Origin of the sequence: Streptomyces sp. KMM 9044, assembly GCF_024701375.2 — a bacterium.
Lineage (GTDB): Bacteria > Actinomycetota > Actinomycetes > Streptomycetales > Streptomycetaceae > Streptomyces.
This window is the reverse complement of the sequence record NZ_CP113910.1, coordinates 1,494,248-1,508,658: the sequence shown is the minus strand read 5'-3', so window position 1 is coordinate 1,508,658 and position 14,411 is coordinate 1,494,248. Positions and strand designations below refer to the sequence as shown.

10 protein-coding genes and 3 pseudogenes are annotated in these 14,411 nt (G+C 68.6%); 10 read left to right on the top strand and 3 right to left on the bottom strand.

The window, feature by feature from the left end:
• Positions 1 to 383: 383 nt before the first annotated feature.
• Positions 384 to 2,672, top strand: coding sequence for an ATP-binding protein (locus tag HUV60_RS06775; protein ID WP_257853953.1), 2,289 nt, complete (start codon positions 384 to 386; stop codon positions 2,670 to 2,672).
• Here HUV60_RS06775 and HUV60_RS06770 read toward each other — a convergent pair.
• Positions 2,654 to 3,121, bottom strand: coding sequence for a response regulator (locus HUV60_RS06770; protein WP_257853952.1), 468 nt, complete (start codon positions 3,119 to 3,121; stop codon positions 2,654 to 2,656). The genes HUV60_RS06775 and HUV60_RS06770 overlap by 19 nt on opposite strands.
• Entirely contained in the window at positions 3,118 to 4,791 is a 1,674-nt protein-coding gene (locus HUV60_RS06765) for a PP2C family protein-serine/threonine phosphatase (RefSeq protein WP_257853950.1), read from the bottom strand. Before HUV60_RS06765 ends, HUV60_RS06770 begins: the two co-directional genes overlap by 4 nt.
• Positions 4,792 to 5,582: 791 nt before the next feature.
• Between HUV60_RS06765 and HUV60_RS06760 the strand changes: the two genes are divergently transcribed.
• From HUV60_RS06760 to HUV60_RS06730, 7 genes and pseudogenes are all read left to right on the top strand, one after another.
• Positions 5,583 to 6,872 (top strand): IS701 family transposase, encoded by a 1,290-nt coding sequence (locus HUV60_RS06760; protein ID WP_257853948.1) that lies wholly within the window; start codon positions 5,583 to 5,585, stop codon positions 6,870 to 6,872.
• 78 nt (positions 6,873 to 6,950) lie between these two features.
• Positions 6,951 to 7,304 carry a hypothetical protein gene (locus tag HUV60_RS06755; protein ID WP_257853088.1) on the top strand — a complete coding sequence of 118 codons (354 nt, stop codon included), beginning with the start codon at positions 6,951 to 6,953 and terminating at the stop codon, positions 7,302 to 7,304.
• Positions 7,292 to 7,633, top strand: a complete 342-nt coding sequence (locus HUV60_RS06750) for a transposase (RefSeq protein ID WP_257853090.1) — start codon at positions 7,292 to 7,294, stop codon at positions 7,631 to 7,633. Before HUV60_RS06755 ends, HUV60_RS06750 begins: the two co-directional genes overlap by 13 nt.
• Positions 7,630 to 8,409, top strand: a complete 780-nt coding sequence (locus HUV60_RS06745; RefSeq protein ID WP_257853091.1) for a transposase — start codon at positions 7,630 to 7,632, stop codon at positions 8,407 to 8,409. Before HUV60_RS06750 ends, HUV60_RS06745 begins: the two co-directional genes overlap by 4 nt.
• A gap of 561 nt (positions 8,410 to 8,970) precedes the next feature.
• Positions 8,971 to 11,173 (top strand): annotated as a pseudogene (locus HUV60_RS06740) (glycoside hydrolase domain-containing protein).
• Positions 11,174 to 11,186: 13 nt separating this feature from the next.
• Positions 11,187 to 11,525 (top strand): hypothetical protein, encoded by a 339-nt coding sequence (locus HUV60_RS06735; protein WP_257853946.1) that lies wholly within the window; start codon positions 11,187 to 11,189, stop codon positions 11,523 to 11,525.
• 69 nt (positions 11,526 to 11,594) lie between these two features.
• Positions 11,595 to 12,245, top strand: a complete 651-nt coding sequence (locus tag HUV60_RS06730; RefSeq protein WP_257853945.1) for a hypothetical protein — start codon at positions 11,595 to 11,597, stop codon at positions 12,243 to 12,245.
• Here the strand turns inward: HUV60_RS06730 and HUV60_RS06725 are convergent.
• Positions 12,234 to 12,416, bottom strand: a pseudogene (locus HUV60_RS06725) (IS630 family transposase); the annotation flags it as partial. The gene HUV60_RS06730 and the pseudogene HUV60_RS06725 overlap by 12 nt on opposite strands.
• Before the next feature lie 47 nt (positions 12,417 to 12,463).
• Here HUV60_RS06725 and HUV60_RS06720 point away from each other — a divergent pair.
• Positions 12,464 to 12,931, top strand: a pseudogene (locus tag HUV60_RS06720) (IS982 family transposase); the annotation flags it as partial.
• A 142-nt stretch (positions 12,932 to 13,073) separates the two neighbouring features.
• Positions 13,074 to 14,297 carry an arginine deiminase gene (locus tag HUV60_RS06715; RefSeq protein WP_257853944.1) on the top strand — a complete coding sequence of 408 codons (1,224 nt, stop codon included), beginning with the start codon at positions 13,074 to 13,076 and terminating at the stop codon, positions 14,295 to 14,297.
• Positions 14,298 to 14,411: the final 114 nt, after the last annotated feature.

The following is a 14,411-nucleotide window of genomic DNA, read 5'->3' as shown; positions in this document are numbered from 1 at the left end:
CGGGGCCGTCCAACGCGTTCGGCAGAGGATCCTCCCGGTGGCGGCCGACTGCACCGCCACGGCGGCCTGGAGCGCCCTGGACGTCCGAAAGCCGGGCCACGCCCATGCTCTGCCGGGTAAACGGTGGCTCTGGGATCTCTTCGGGACGGGTCCTTTTCACCGTGGTTCCCCGATGTTCCCCGCTTGTTCCGGTGCGCTTGTGGTGCGCGTCCGTGCGCGGGGGCACCTCACCGGTGGACGGTCCGGAGTCATGCAGGTGGCCGCCGCCGGAAGCGACGACACGCACCCGCAGCAGCCCCTCGATCCCAGGGCGCCGTGGAAGGATCTCGGCGGGCCGGACAGCTGACCAGACCGGATCGAGAACACGGTACATGGGAGAAGAGATGTCCCTTCCGGACCCCGGGCGGGAGGCCGAAGCCGCGGCGGTCGTCGGCTTCGACCTCAACGAATGCATCCAGGAGCCCATTCACCTGCTCGGCCGGATCCAGTCCCATGGCACCCTGCTGGCGGTGGAGGCCGATACCGGCACCGTGGACACCGCAGCCCTGAACACCGGCGGCCTGCTGGGAATCGCGGCCGAGGAACTGGTCGGGGGCCCCATCACGCGGGTGCTGTCTCCCGAGGACTGGGCCCAGGCTCTGGAGGTCAGCGCTCAGCACGAGGCGGCAAGCCTGGTTCTCCCCGTCTCCGTCGATGTGGCAGGCGTCCCCCGGGTGTTCGACGTGACCGCACACCGGCAGGGGCCTTTCATCATCCTGGAGTGCGAGCCCCGAACCGTCGCGTTGCCGCATTTCGCGCGCTACTACCAGGGCGTCCGGCGGTCCCTGGCACGGCTTCGATCGTCGACGACAGTGGCCGAGTGCTGCCAGGCGGCCGCCCATGAGGTCCAGGCGCTGACCGGCTTCGACCGAGTGGTCGCCTACCGCTTCGAGGGCGAGGACGGGCCGGGAGAGGTGGTCGCGGAGGCGCTCACCGGCGGCCACGAGCCCTGGCTGGGGCTCTGGTTCCCCGCCAGTGACATCCCGCCCCAGGCGAGGCGGCTCTACCGCGACAACTGGATCCGGGTGATCGCCGACGTGGACGACACCAGTGTGGGCCTGCACTCCCAGCGGCAGGCCGGCTCCGGCCTGCCGCTGGACCTGTCGAACTCCGTACTGCGCACCGTGTCCGGCTTTCATCTGGAGTACCTGCGGAACATCGGTGTGAAGTCGTCGATGTCGGTCAGTGTCCTTCGTGAGGGAGGGCTCTGGGGGCTGATCGCCTGTCATGGCGACGCCGCCGCCACGATCCCCCCGGAACTGCGGGCGGCATGTGAGTTCTTCGCTGTCGCCTTCTCCCTGCAACTCGCGGTCATCGAGGAACGAGAGCAGGCCGAGGCGCTCCGCGCGTCCCGTGAGCGCCTCGACCGGATCACCTCCCGGCTCACGTCCGATCTGGAGCACTCGCTCCTGGCGGACGACGAGGCACTCAGGAAGCTGCTGGACGCCGATGGCGCGGCACTCCGCCGCGGCGGCCGCAGCACCACCAGCGGGATGAGTGTGGCGCCCGCTCTGCTGGAGACCCTCCGGACCCGCGCGGCAGGACTGTCACCGGGCACTGTCTGGAGCACGGACCGTCTGTCCGAGGAATCGGACCAGCCCGGCGGCGGGATGACGGAAGGCGGCCCGGCGGGGATCCTGATGGTGACGCTGAGCCGCGCGGGTGACTTCCTCGCCTGGTTCCGCAGGGACCGCCCCACCGCCCGCCGATGGGCCGCAGACCCTTCCCGGCCCGTCCAGGTCGGCCCGCGGGGCGAACGGCTCACCCCTCGCGGGTCGGGTGCGGTCTTCCGCGCGGCGGTCCGTGGGCAGAGCCTGCCCTGGACGCCGACCGACCGCGCCACCGCGCTGGAGCTCTGGAGCACGCTGACCGGTCTCGTACTCCGGCACGAGGCCGAACTGGCCTCGCTCAACGAACAGCTACGGGTCACCAACTCCGACCTCGACTCGTTCGCCCATGTGGCAGCCCACGACCTCAAGGAACCACTGCGGGGCATCTCCAACGCCGTGACCTTCGTCATGGAGGACGCCGCGGAGGACCTCGACGCGACGACCGTCCGACGGCTTCTCACCATGCGGCGACTGGCCGGCCGCATGGACGACCTGCTCGACTCGTTGCTGCGCTTCGCCCAGCTGGGCCGGGGCGGGCTGCGCCGCGTCCGCGTCCCACTGGATCAGGTGCTGGACTCCGCACTCGACGTGGCCGGGGAACGTCTGGCAGAGGCCCACGTGCGGGTCGTCAGAAGAGATCTGCCCGAGGTGTACGCCGATGAGCACCGGCTCTACGAGGTCCTGGTCAACCTCCTGGTGAACGCCGCCAAGTACGCCGTCGATCAGGGAGACCGCACGGTCGAGGTCCTGGTCGACACACTCCGCACGCCGGCAGGCGGGCCCCCTCGGCAGACCGTCGTGGTCCGCGACAACGGCATCGGGATTCCGGCCGAGCAACAGGGTGAGGTCTTCGAGTTGTTCCGCAGACTGCACGGGCAGGACGAACGCGGCGGAGGCGCCGGCGTGGGTCTCGCCATCGTCAGACGGATCGTCGAACGGCACGGTGGCGAGCTGTGGCTCGAAAGCGAACCCGGCCGCGGGTCCAGCTTCTGCTTCACCCTGGGTCAGGAAGGCGGCGACTGAGCGGAAGGGCCCTCGCCCCCACCCTTCGCCCTTCTCTGCCAGTAGTCCACGGCCCCCTTCAGAACGGTGCGGAAGAGTTCGAAATTGACCGGCTTGTAGACGTAGCTGTCGGCCCCTGCCGCGTAGGTCGCGTCGACCTCGTCCGGCGCGGTGGACGAGGTGAAGACAACCACGGTCACGTTGTCCAGTTCGGGCATGGTGCGGATCGATCGGAGCACCGCGGCTCCGCTGAGACCGGGCATGTTCAGATCCAGGAGGACGAGCCCCGGCCGTCGGGTGGCTTCCAGCAACCGCTCGGCGACCCCGGCCCCCCTGTCCGTGAACAGCAGCGTCAGATCCGGATGAGTGCGCCCGAGCGCCCGCCGGATCGCCTCGGCGTCCTCCGCCGAATCCTCGACCACCCAGACGAGACCGTGATCGACCCTCGCATCCCCGGCCGGCCCGCTCACGCGACCATCTCCGCCTGGGCGACGAGCACGGCGATGTCGTCCGCACCCGTGGCCCGGAATTCCACCACAGCCGCCGCCAGCCGTTCGGCGAACCCTTGGGCCTCACCGGCTCCCTGCAGGGTCACCGCGTCCCGCAGACAGGATTCGAAGAACGTTCCGTCAGCCGCTCTCGCCTCGGTCACCCCGTCGGTGAACAGCACCAGCGCACCCCCCGGCGCCACATGTGCCGACCCGGATCCGTACTCGATCTTCTCCAGCACACCCAGCAGATCGCCGTGGGCGGCGAGCTCCTCCACAGCGCCGTCCTCGCGCCGCACCAGAGGCGCCGGATGTCCGGCGTTCCAGTAACGCAGGTGGAATCCCTTTCCGTCCGGCACCAGGGCCGCCACGAGCGCCGTCACGAAGCGGGACGTGCCCTCCCTGACCAGCGCCTGGTTCAGCCGTCCCAGCGCGTGCTCGGGCGTTCTGCCGTCCTCGAGCAGGGTGCGCAGGGTGTGGCGGGCCAGACCGGTGAGTCCCGCAGCCTCCGCCCCGCGGCCGCAGACGTCACCGATGAGGAGCGTCACCCCGCCCCGCGGCCCCGGGACGGCGTCGTAGAAGTCACCACCCACATCGAGCGAGACATCGCCCACTTCGTATGCCGAACTCAGGACGAGACCCGGGATCCGTGGCAGTTCTCTCGGCAGCAGATGCCGCTGGAGGGAGACCACGTGCCGGCGCCGCTGTTCGTACAGGGTGCTGGTATCGATGGCCAACGCAGCCCGGTCGGCAAGATCGGCAAGGAACCGCGAGGGCATCTCGGCGATGTTCGTCCGGTGGTACAGGAAGGTCAGAGTGCCCAGAGTCCGCCCCCGGGCCTTGAGTGGATTCACACTGAGCGCGCGCACGGCCGGTCCGGCCCCGGACGAGGCGGGCCCGAAGGGACCGCCGTCCAGCTCGTCACCCTGCAACACCAGCCCCTGCCCGCGGTCGACGACCTGCTGCAGCACATCGGCGAGCCAGCGGTCCCCGGCCGCGAGCGCACCGAGCCACTGCTGCTCGCCCGCGTCCACGTGCGAGTGGGCCACGGGAGTCAGCCCGGCGGAAAGACGCAGGTGCAGGACGCACCCCTCGGCGACAGCGGGAACAGCCGTCCGGGCCACCCGTTGCACGGTCCTCTCCAGATCGAGGCTCGAATCCATCTGCAACGACGCCTCCGCCAGGAAGGCGTCGCTCACCCGACGCAGCTCGTCCTCGCGTCGTGCCATGATGCGCCTGTCGGAGACCATGGTGACCTCGGCCACCTGCTTCAACCGGGCCCGCAGCGTCGCATCGACCGTGTTCCCGGCCGCGGTGCCGACCATGAGCGACGCCCAGCCTCCCTGCCCCAGCTGCACGGAACACCCGGCCACGTTCCGGGCGCCCGCCGCCACCAGAACCCGGACATGCGGCAGGGAGCCGTCGAGCTCCGACACCTCGTGAACCGTGACGGTCGGATCGTCGGCCGGAACCCCGGCGGCGGCAGCCTCGCCAACATTCTGTTCGAATTCAATGAGCGACGGCGTCGGCTCCGCCAGGGTGGCACTCCGCAGACAGCGCAGCAGCCCCCCGCTCCATCGGGTGCCCACGACGGCCAGCACACCGGGCATGCGGAGCAGCATGCCGTAGAGGAAAACCTCCAGCTCCGTCACGTCCTGCGCCGTGTCGGCGACACGCCAGAGCTCATGCAGCCGACCGGACCACCATCCGTCATCCGCCCGGGGGGAAGCTCCGTCCTCGTGCTGCTCCACCGCTGGTCCGCCGTTCCTGTCGCCGCTGTCGACCCGGCCCCTCACGGCAAACGCTATGCCAGGCGGACGCCGACCGCCTCCAGGCGCGGTCTCCGCGGCAGCCGGGGATCGGCGATCGGCGCAGAGCACCGGCCGCCGACCCCGCCGGGGGCATCGGTTGATCCGGTGTGCGGGCGGCACGGCAGGGAGCCACGACGGCCACCCCGGCGTTCCGCTCCTGGCGGTGCGAGGGCCGCGGTGGCCACCCGGCCGCTGGGCAGGACGACGGTGACGCGAGTCGTTGGGGGCATGCGGCGGCAGGACGGGCCGGCGGCCGACGCAGACGAGTCCGGCGCGACCGCCTACGGAACGTCCGGCCCGGGGCGGGACCGTCGGCGGCGTCGGACCGGAGCCGGCGCAGGTGCCTGAACCCGTAGTCACATCCGGCGTCCGAGTCCTGCCTGGTCTCTGCCCGTGGAAGGTCGGACGGCGGACTGGAGTTTCCCCATGGGGCCGGACGCCTGCCGGCCCGGTGGGGGCCGTTGTTGTTGCGAGGTAATCAAGTACCGGCACGGGCCCTCGACTTTCGTCGTTCTGGCTGATCGTCGTGGGGGTCGCCCGGGTGGGTGATGTGAGGCTGTTGGGCCGCGTTGGCGGTGGACAGCAGAGAGGCATCGGCGGTGCTTTCGTCTCCTCCGGGGAGGGACCCGCCGATGCTTCCGGATCCGACCGTAACCAGTTCGCTGCTCGCCGTCTTGAAGTCGGTCGGGGGCAGTTTCACTGCTCCGACGTTCGTCACGTTCTCCGCCATGGTCACGGGGCTGATCGCGCAGACCGGCCAGTCGACGGTGACCGGGATGCTCTCCGGCGCCGGCTTGACGCGCGTCTGGTCGCATGACCGGGCGCACGCCTTCTTCTCCCGGGCCCGCTGGAACGCGGACATCCTGGGCATCTCGCTGTCCCACCTGATCGTCCGCCGGCTCCTTGCCGAGGGTGCGGTGTTGACGGTGGCGGTGGACGACACCCTGTTCAAGCGGCGCGGGAAGCGTGTGTTCGGTGCGGCCTGGCAGCACGACGGCGCCGCGCCAGGGCCGAAGCCGGTCGGGCGCGGGACCTGCTTCGTCGTCATCGGCCTGGTCGTCGAACTCCCGGTCCTGGCGCGGCCGGTGTGCCTGCCGGTGATGGCCCGCCTGTGGCGCCCCGGACAGGAGAAGTCGAAGGTCGACATCGCCGCTTCCATGCTCCGTTTCCTGGCCGCCTGTCACTACCGTCGGCGCCTGCACGTCGTCGCGGATGCCGCCCACCACGGCAAATCCCTGCGCGACCTGCCCGCAAATGTCACGTTCACCACCCGGCTGCCCGCCACCGCCGTCCTCTGCAACCTCGCCCCACCCCGCACCGGCAGGCGCGGCCGACCTGCCCTCAAGTGCGACCGCCTCGGCACCGCCAAAGAACTCGCGGCCAGGCTCGCCTTCGCATCGTTCGAGGTCAGGCGCTACCAATGCACCGACACCGTGTTCCTCGCCGAGACCACCTGCCTGTGGTACGGCTCCTTCCACACCCAGACCGTCCGCCTGATTCTCCCGCGCGACGACCACACCGACACCGGCTACGACCTCGCCTTGATCACCACCGACCTCACCACCCCCGCCCCGCAGTTGGTCACCCGGCACGCGTGGAGGTGGTCGATCGAGGTCATCTTCGCCGAAGGCCGCCACCTCCTCGGCGTCGGCCAGGCCCGCAACCGCACCCGGGCTGCCGTCGAGCGCACCGTCCCCTTCGGCCTGTACTGCTACACGATCACCGTCATCTGGTACGTCCTCCACGGCCATCAGCCCGACGATGCCGCCACCCACCGCGAACGCGTACCCTCCTGGTACACCACCAAGATCGACCCGTCACCGTCCGACATGATCGCCAAGCTCCGCCGCACGATCATCGCCGCCCGATTTACCTCGTGTATTCAGCTACGAGGGCCGTCCGTCAGTGATGTGACGCCCTGATAGCGGAAGGGTGCCCCTGACCTGCGATGATCTGAACTTCCTAGATCAAGAACGTCGCAGAGTGGGGGCACCCAACAGGTGCAGGCTACCGAATGGGATCGTCGGCTCGTTGTGCGGGCCGACGGCAAGAACCTGGTCGGGCATGCGGGCGTGGTGCTGCTGCACCGGATCGCGGACCGGGTCGGGCTGACCCGCGCCCTGGCCGCCGCGCTGCCCCGCGGCGTCGGGCCGGGGTGGCGGGATCGCGGGATGGCCCTGGTCCAGCTGGCCTGCGCGATCGTCCTCGGCGCGAGGAATGTCCTGCAGGCCGAGCAACTGCAGCAGCACTGGAGGCCGTTCTTCCCCGTCCGGTCTCGGACAGCACCCTGTGGCGCACGCTGGAAGCCATCGACGGCCCTGTCGGAGCCCGGGTGGAGCGCGTGCGCGCCGTGATACGGCGTGGGGTGTGGACGCTGCTCGCCCTGCGGCCCGGTGGGTTCCCGTGGATCTCGGTATGCGGGCGCACGCTCACCAACTGGTACGTCCTGGATCTCGATGCCACCTTGGTGACCTGCACCAGCAAGAAGGACGGCGCGGCCGGCACGTTCAAGGGCGGCTACGGACATCACCCGCTGGGCGCCTGGCTGGCCAATACCCGCGAGTGCGTGACCATGCTGCTACGGCCGGGCAACGCGGCGTCCAACGACGTCGCCGACCACAAGACGGTGCTGGCCGCCGCGCTGCGGCAACTCCGCTGCCGCTGTGGTCGAAGCTGCTGGTGAGGATCGACGGCGCGGCCTTCAGCCACGGCCTCCTTGAGCATCTGCAGGCGCTGACCACCAGCCGCCGCCGAGTGCGCTGGGTGACCGGCTGGGCCATCAATACCGCCGACGAGGCCGCGATCGCACTGCTGCCCGCGGACGTGTGGAACGACGCGCTGCGGCAGGACGGCGAGGTCCACGAGATCAAGGGCCCGGACGGACAGAAGGTCACCTACCAGGTCGCCGAGCTGACCGGGGTGCGCGACCTGAGCGGCTGGCCCGAGGGGATGCGGCTGATCGTGCGCCGGGTCAAGCCCTCGCGCCGCGATCTGAAGAAGCTGACCGCGTTCGAGCAGCGCACCGGCTGGCGTTACCAGATCGTCGCCACGAACATCCCCGCCCACCAGGGGCTTTCCGGGGTGTCCGGCTCCGGGCAGGTGTGGTTCGTCGATGCTCTCTACCGTGATCATGCCGAGGTCGAGGATCGTGTCAAGGCGATCAAGCGGATCGGCCTCGGGCTGCTGCCCTCGAAGTCCTGGCAGCTGAACGCCGCCTGGGTGCTGGCTGCCACTATCGCCGCGGACCTCGACGCATGGACCAGGCTCCTTCTCCTGCATGACGAGCCCGAACTCGCCGCCGCCGAACCGGAGACGATCCGCAGGAGGCTCTACCACCTGCCCGCCCGGCTCACCGCCCACGCACGCAGACGCACCCTCCACCTCGACCGCACCTGGCCCTGGGCGCCGGCGTTCGCCACCGCCTGGCAGCGGGCCACCCAGCTTCCGGCCCACACCTGACGGTCGGCCCCGCCCCGACGACAGCGGAGAGGAGAGGACCCGCAGCACCCTCGGGCCCGTGGAACCCGACGCCCCGCAGCGTCACGCGACGGCCCGTCCTCGAACGGCAGGGGACATTACGGGCAAACCGCCGAACCGACCGACGTCACACCGCAAGTGAAGAATCGAGGTTTATGCCCACCCACTCCGGTCAGCCCACCCCTACGGAAATCCGCGCCGTCCAACAAGCGCGGGCCACGGCCAGCCCCGACTACGCCGCGTGACCTCACAGACCCCCCAGAACGTCGGAAGTCGAGAGTGTAGACAGGAGGCGTGTATCGCCCCACCGCCCGGCCAATCACCCAAACCGGGCATGCCGTCCGCGACGACCTGGCGCTGCCCCGTCCGCAGGCGTCTACCCGGCTGGCGCCGATGTCACAACCGCGATCACGCCGAAATCCGCAGCCTCTGCGAAACGTGCCATGTCAACGTGGTTGCTGACGGCCGCCCCGTGGCGGACGCCCCGCCCTCTCCATGTCGGCGGCCACCCATTCCCGTACTCCTTCACTGAGAGGAACTGTCATGACCGACGATTTAGTGCTTCGCGCCCAGAGATTCGTGAACCTCACATACAACAACGGTGCCACCCTCGGCATATCCAAGCTGGCGGAGAACGGTCGGACCGGCTGGCCTGCCATGTACGCACTGACTCGCGCACTCCAGTACGAAATGGGCATCACCGCGCTTTCCGATGCGTTCGGTCCAACCACCCTCGGAAAGATCGGCGAATTATACGGCAAGATCGACGAGACCACCGTCCCGTCCGCGAACTTCTGTCGCATCATCCAGTCCGCCCTCTACTGCAAGGGCTACGACGGCGGCGAGATCGACGGCATCTACAACGCCAGGGTCAAGGCCGCCGTTGCCGAAGCTCCACCGGGACATGGGCGCCGACGCCGTCTACCCGGGGGGTTCCCTCTGGCCGAAGACGACCAAGGGCCTGTTCAACATGGACGCCTACGTCACCGTCAGCGGTGGCTCGGACACCATCCGGTCCATCCAGCAATGGCTGAACGGTCGCTACCTGCTGCGCAAGGACTTCTACGCCATCCCCTGCGACGGCCACCACTCGCGGGACGTCGCCAAATCCATGCTCTTCGCGATCCAGTACGAGCTCGGCATGGCCGACGGTACAGCGAACGGAGTCTTCGGCCCCGGTACCCAGGCCGGCCTAAAGTCCCACACGGTCTCGGTCGGCAGCACCGGAGTCTGGGCGCAGCTCTTCACCGCCGGCATGATCCTCAACAAGCGCAGCGTCCCCTTCGGTAACTTCACCCCCACAGTGAAGACCGGCGTGGAGAGCTTCCAGTCCTTCTCCAAGCTGCCTGTCACTGGGCTGGGCGACTTCCAGACGTGGGCCTCGCTGCTCGTCTCCTACGGTGACCAATCCCGCAAGGGGACCGCCTGTGACGGTGTCACCATGGTGACACCTCCGCGTGCACAGGCTTTGAAGGACGCCGGTTACGCCTACATCGGCCGTTACCTCTTCAACCCCTCCAGCGCCTCCCTGCCGGAGAAGCAGATCCAGCCCGGCGAACTGGCCACCATCAAGGACTACGGGCTCCGCTGCTTCCCGATCTACCAGACCTGGAGCCGCTCGGCCGACTACTTCCGCTACCCACAGGGATGTATCGATGCCACCAACGCCATCGAGTGGGCCAGAATGCACGGCTTCAGGCCGGGCACGATCATCTACTTCGCGGTCGACTACGACGCCATGGACGGCGAGATCACCGACTTCATCCTGCCGCACTTCCGGGGCGTGATGCGGACGATCGGCGAGAACTCGGCCTACGGGATCGGCGTCTACGGTCCCCGCAACGTCTGCCAGCGTGTCGCCGACGCCGGCTACGCCGCGACCAGCTTTGTCTCCGACATGTCCTCGGGCTTCTCCGGCAACCTTGGCTACCCACTGCCCAGTAACTGGGCGTTCGACCAAATCTCTACGATCACCATCGGATCAGGCAGTTCGTCGATCGAGATCGACAACAACATCGCCTCCGGACGCGACACCGGCCAGGGTGACTTCGACCCCGGTAGGCCGACGGAGCGCGATCTCGACGTCGACCTCGACAAGGCTGCCTACCGGTCACAGTTGCTGAGCGCTGTCCAGACGTACCTGACGTCGATCGGTGTCCCGGAGACCGGTGGCGAAGGGTGGACGGCGGACGGCGACTGGGTGACGTATAACGTGGTGTCCACGACGGAGGCATTCAACAGGATCATGGAAGCCGACTGGCTGTTCACGAACCTGGCGCGAACGCTCAAGGTGCGAAAAGCCCTCCTCCAGGCCCCGGTCCTGTGGGAGCTGCGCAAGCTTAACCCGCTCGACGTGGTAGCCGACGAAGCCGTCAAGCTCGGGCTGCGGGACGACAGCAGCACCGGCTGGGGGCAGATCTTCGCCTGGGCGACCATTGAAGCCCGCAACTACTGCGTGCAGGAGGGCATCATCAACGGCACCCCTCTGAGCGGCAGCGATACGCGGGCCGTCTGGAACTACCTCCAGGAACCCGAGTACAACCTGCCGTCCGTCGCCTACCTCACGCTCTACAACGCCCACCGGCTCGGCACGCCCCGCCCAAACCTGACCACCGGCCAGGCTGACACCCAGGCCCTCCTGGCCCGCTACAACGGCACCGGAGACGCCGCAGCTCAGTACGGTCGCGAGCTGATCGGCCTGTACCACGTGCTGGAGAACTACAACAGGCTCAGCCGAGCCAGCTGAACCCGGAGGGCTCGTGAAGAACGCGCGGTTGTGGAAGTCCCTTGTTCCGGTGGTGGCGAACCTGTTGTTCGGAATTCCGGCCATGGTGCCGATCTTCCTGACCTGGTATTTCCTGTCCAACGGGCCGCTGGCAGAGCTGGGATGGACACAGCGGGACCCCAACGAGGACGACGGAATGCTGTTGTGGCTGGTCATCGTTGTCCCGGTGGTGGCCCTTTTCGGAGGCGTCTGGGCCCTGATCAATCGGTGGATACGACGCAGGCTGTTCACTGAGGCGCCGCCATACCCGTACTGGCCCGTGTCAGCGACGCTGACCCTTGCCCCATTCTTCCTGGCCATCGGATTCGGCTGAGCGAACGCTGCCGGGCGAACCCTGCGCAATGAGATCCGTAGACCGAGATCCGAGGAGAGGAAGAGAGCTATGAACGACGGACTATCGCGCCGGACAGTGGTGAGGACCGCGGCCGTGGTGACCGCGATGACCGCTGCCGGCCTGGCGTCGGGACCGACCGCCGCATCGGCGGCTGAGACCGGCCCGTCGGGGCAGAAAACTGCTCCGAAGCGCCCGGACACCACCCCGAACGGGTGGCCAGTGCAGCAGAACGCCGACCGCGACACCCAGGTGTGGACCCGCGCGGTGGCAGGCACCGGACTCGACGTGCCGGTGTGGATCGGCGACCCGGAGGCCATCCTGCTGCACGTGGTGCGCCGGTACCACTACGAGGTTACGGAGATCCGCTCGGGCGAACTCGTGGGCTGGCAGAAAGTGAACGAGCCCGAACTCAGAACCCCCCAGGCCAACCTGGCGTCGGGCACCGCAGTCCGTATCCGTCCAGGGGCGTCCGCGCCGGGCAGCCTCTTCCCACTGGAGAAGGCCATGGTGCGGGACATCGTCACCGACTGCGCGGGGGTGGTCCGCTGGGGCGGTGACGACTCCCCGGCGGACGAGTCGCTCTTCTACCTAGCCGCTGGCCCGAAGGACCCACGCGTACGCAAGCTTGCCGACTGGCTGCGCGACGGCGAAGCCAGCCCCGGCCGGGGCGCGGGCATTGCCATTGCCCTAGTGTCCTGAGTCTGTAATTCGTCGGCAGTATGAGGCCAGCGATTCGAGGATTTGGTCGGCGGTCTTTGTCCAGACGAACGGTTTGGGGTTGTCGTTCCACGAGTCGATCCATGTGCGGATGTCCTTCTCCAGCGCCTGGAACGACTTGTGGACACCTCGCCGTATCCGCTTGTTCGTCACCAAGGGATGGCCTGCGGACATGGGACGAGGGCGTCCAATGCCAGTGTGTGAAGACGGACCTGGACACCCTCGCGCCGGCACCCTGTGCCCGGATCGACGACGAGTTGAAGGCTCGGCCATGGTTGGCCCCGTGGCGTCCCGCCGTCGGGATCGCACCCACGCTCGGTGACGCCGAACTGGTCACCCTCGCGGTGCTGTCGGCGTTGCTCGGTTACACCTCCGAGCGGCGCTGGCTTCGCCGCATCGAGCGGGACTTCGGCCGCCTGTTCCCCTACGTGTCCCAGCAGTCCGGTGACAACAAGCGGCTGCGTGCCGCGTCCTCGCTGGTCACCAGCATGATCCGGATCCTGGCGCGGGACACCATGCTGTGGAACGACGACGTGTGGCTGGTCGACTCCACCCCGGTCGGCTGCGGCTGCTTCCGAGAGACGGCCAAGCGCTCGGACCTGGCGGGCTGGGCCGGGTACGGCTACTGCGCGTCGCACTCCCGGTATTTCCGGGGGCTGCGGCTGCACCAGCTCCCCGCGTACGCCGAGATAGTCATGAACAGCCGCGAGGTGTGGTTCACGCCTGCCCTCCTCCCTCCTCCGTCCCGTCCGTCCCGTCCGTCCCGTCCGAGGAGGGGTGAACGGCCCCTCCGGTGGTCAGGATGGAGACATGACCTACCACGTCGACTCCGAGGCCGGACGGCTGCGCCGCGTCATCCTGCACCGGCCCGATCTCGAGCTCAAAAGGCTCACCCCCAGCAACAAGGACGCCCTGCTGTTCGACGACGTGCTCTGGGTGCGCCGGGCGCGCGCCGAGCACGACGGGTTCGCCGACGTCCTGCGCGACCGGGGGGTCACCGTCCACCTCTTCGGTGACCTGCTCACCTCCACGCTGGACGTCCCGGCGGCCCGCTCGCTCGTCCTGGACCGTGTCTTCGAGGAGAAGGAGTACGGCCCGCTGGCGACCGACCACCTCCGCGCGGCGTTCGAGACGCTGCCGTCGGCCGAGCTGACCGAGGCGCTGGTCGGCGGGATGACCAAGCGGGAGTTCCTGGACGCCCATCCGGAACCGACGTCCGTGCGCTTCCACGCGATGGAACTCGACGACTTCCTCCTCCGCCCGCTGCCCAATCACCTCTTCACCCGCGACACCTCCGCCTGGATCTACGACGGGGTCTCCATCAACGCCATGCGGTGGCCCGCCCGGCAGCGCGAGACCGTGCACTTCGAGGCCATCTACCGGCACCACCCGCTGTTCCGCGACGAGAGCTTCCACCTCTGGTCCGAGGGGCAGGCCGACTACCCGTCCACCATCGAGGGCGGGGACGTCCTGGTCATCGGCAACGGCGCGGTGCTGATCGGCATGAGCGAGCGGACCACCCCGCAGGCCGTGGAGATGCTGGCGCACAAGCTGTTCGCCGCCGGTTCCGCCGAGACCATCGTGGCCCTCGACATGCCGAAGCGACGTGCCGTGATGCACCTGGACACGGTGATGACGATGGTCGACGGCGACACCTTCACCCAGTACGCGGGCCTCGGCATGCTTCGTTCGTACACCATCGAACCCGGCTCGGGGGAAAGGGAGTTGAAGGTCACCGACCACCCGCCGGAGCACATGCACCGCGCGATCGCCGCCGCGCTCGGGCTCAGCGAGATCCGGGTGCTGACCGCCACCCAGGACGTCCACGCCGCCGAGCGCGAGCAGTGGGACGACGGCTGCAACGTCCTGGCCGTCGAACCGGGCGTCGTCGTCGCCTACGAGCGGAACGCGACCACCAACACGCATCTGCGCAAGCAGGGCATCGAGGTGATCGAGATCCCCGGCAGCGAACTGGGCCGGGGCAGGGGCGGACCGCGGTGCATGAGCTGCCCGGTCGAGCGGGAGGCGGTCTAGGGGAAACCCAGGAGCAGAGGAGAGGGTGCATATAAATGCTGATGATCGTATAGACTTCCAAGCGTCCTTGTGTCCGATCTGGCCCGATCCTGCCCCCGTACCTCTGGAGCGCCC